Below are 1,606 nucleotides of genomic sequence, written 5' to 3'. Positions count from 1 at the left end.
CGCCCACCGCTTGAATGGGGAATACTTTCTCTGCTGTCGCGCCAGCTTGCCATGCGGTAATAATTTCGGTCGGTGTTAAGGCTCCAGGCACGATCGGGATTTTGGCAGTAATTGCGGTGTGAATTAGCTCTAGATTGACATGGGGCGTAAAGATGTATTCGGCACCACAGGCGATCGCGTTGTGGAGATCGGCGAGATTCAATATCGTCCCCGTACCGATCGAGCATTGTGGTAATTCCGATCGCAGTGTCTCGATTAGCTCCCACGGGCGATGGCTATTGGCAGTAATTTCAATTAGTTTAATCCCGCCAGCGGCGACTGCGTGAGCCATCTGACGACCGATGTGCAGTTGGGTCGATCGAATGACGGCAATTATCCGCTCTTGGGCGACGAGTTTGAGCCAGTTGTCGCTGTAGCGATCTTGAGGATTGGGGTTGAGGTGGTGTTTTTTTAACACAGCGACAAACGTTCTGGAGGTTTCCTCCAGGTTAAGTGCGTCAAGACAGAGGGGCACTGAGGTTTCACGGAGGGACACGGAGGAATACTTAGCGATCGACTGATTTGACGTCAGTACTATAATCTTGTACTGCTTGCGCGATCGTCGATCGTAAGTTGACATAAGCCTTTGCAAAGGGTGGTTGACGTGCTGTTAGTCCTAAGAGGTCGGCGGTAACTAAGATTTGGCCATCACAATCGACACCAGCCCCGATGCCGATAGTGGGAATTGAGAGCTTTTGGGAGATCGCTTGGGCGAGATCTGCGGGGATATGTTCGAGGACGATCGAGAATGCGCCTGCGGCTTCTAGGGCGATTGCTGAGGCGATGATTCGCTCGCGATCTGCTTCGTCCCGACCTTGTTGGCGATAGCCTAATTGATGGACTGATTGGGGCGTTAAACCGATATGTCCCATTACGGGAATGCCAATTTCGACCAGTCTAGCGATCGTGGCGACCATCGCTGGATGCCCACCTTCGAGTTTGACTGCCTGTGCGCCTGTTTCCTTGAGGATTCTACCTGCTGAAGCAATTGCCACCTCAGGACTAGTTTGATAGCTCAGAAACGGCAAATCGACGACAAGCAGCGCATTTTTGACACCGCGTTTGACTGCCTTAGCATGGTGGACGATCTCATCGAGCGTCAGCGGCAGGGTATTTTCATATCCCAGTGTCACCATCGCCAACGAGTCGCCAACCAAAATGAGGTCTACCCCAGCTTCATCTAAAATTTGAGCGATCGCAAAATCCCATGCCGTCAACGCGACAATCTTTTTTCCATTCGGTTTGAATTGTAAGAGCTGGCGAACTGTCGGCATGAGATGGAATAGGGGATAGGGGATAGGGAATAGGGGGGATTTGGGGGTTGGGGTTTGGAGACAATAAGAGATTAAAAAGGACGTAAGCGTCCCAAACCCTATCCTCTATCCCCTATCCCCTATCCCCTATCCCCTAAGATTTGACTGAGAGCTGTGCTAGAAGTAAACTCTAGTGTAGAGCCTAGACTAAAATAGTATCCCTAAATTTTATTATGAGCGATCTACCAGTTGAGCCATCTGAAGCCAAGAGTGCGAAGACCCGCCAGATGTTGGGGATGAAAGGTGCTTCCACG

At 50.9% G+C, this 1,606-nt stretch carries 1 protein-coding gene and 1 pseudogene; both read right to left on the bottom strand.

The window, feature by feature from the left end:
* Nucleotides 1-457, bottom strand: a pseudogene (locus tag RMO84_RS06880) (ketohydroxyglutarate aldolase); the annotation flags it as partial.
* Nucleotides 458-545: 88 nt separating this feature from the next.
* Nucleotides 546-1,313: a 3-methyl-2-oxobutanoate hydroxymethyltransferase gene (gene panB / locus RMO84_RS06875; protein ID WP_310487728.1), complete on the bottom strand. Its 768-nt coding sequence runs from the start codon at nucleotides 1,311-1,313 to the stop codon at nucleotides 546-548.
* Between the last annotated feature and the right edge of the window lie 293 nt (nucleotides 1,314-1,606).

The sequence above is a fragment of the Chamaesiphon sp. VAR_69_metabat_338 genome (genome assembly GCF_031423935.1).
GTDB lineage: Bacteria > Cyanobacteriota > Cyanobacteriia > Cyanobacteriales > Chamaesiphonaceae > Chamaesiphon.
This window is presented reverse-complemented; position numbering and strand designations above follow the sequence as displayed.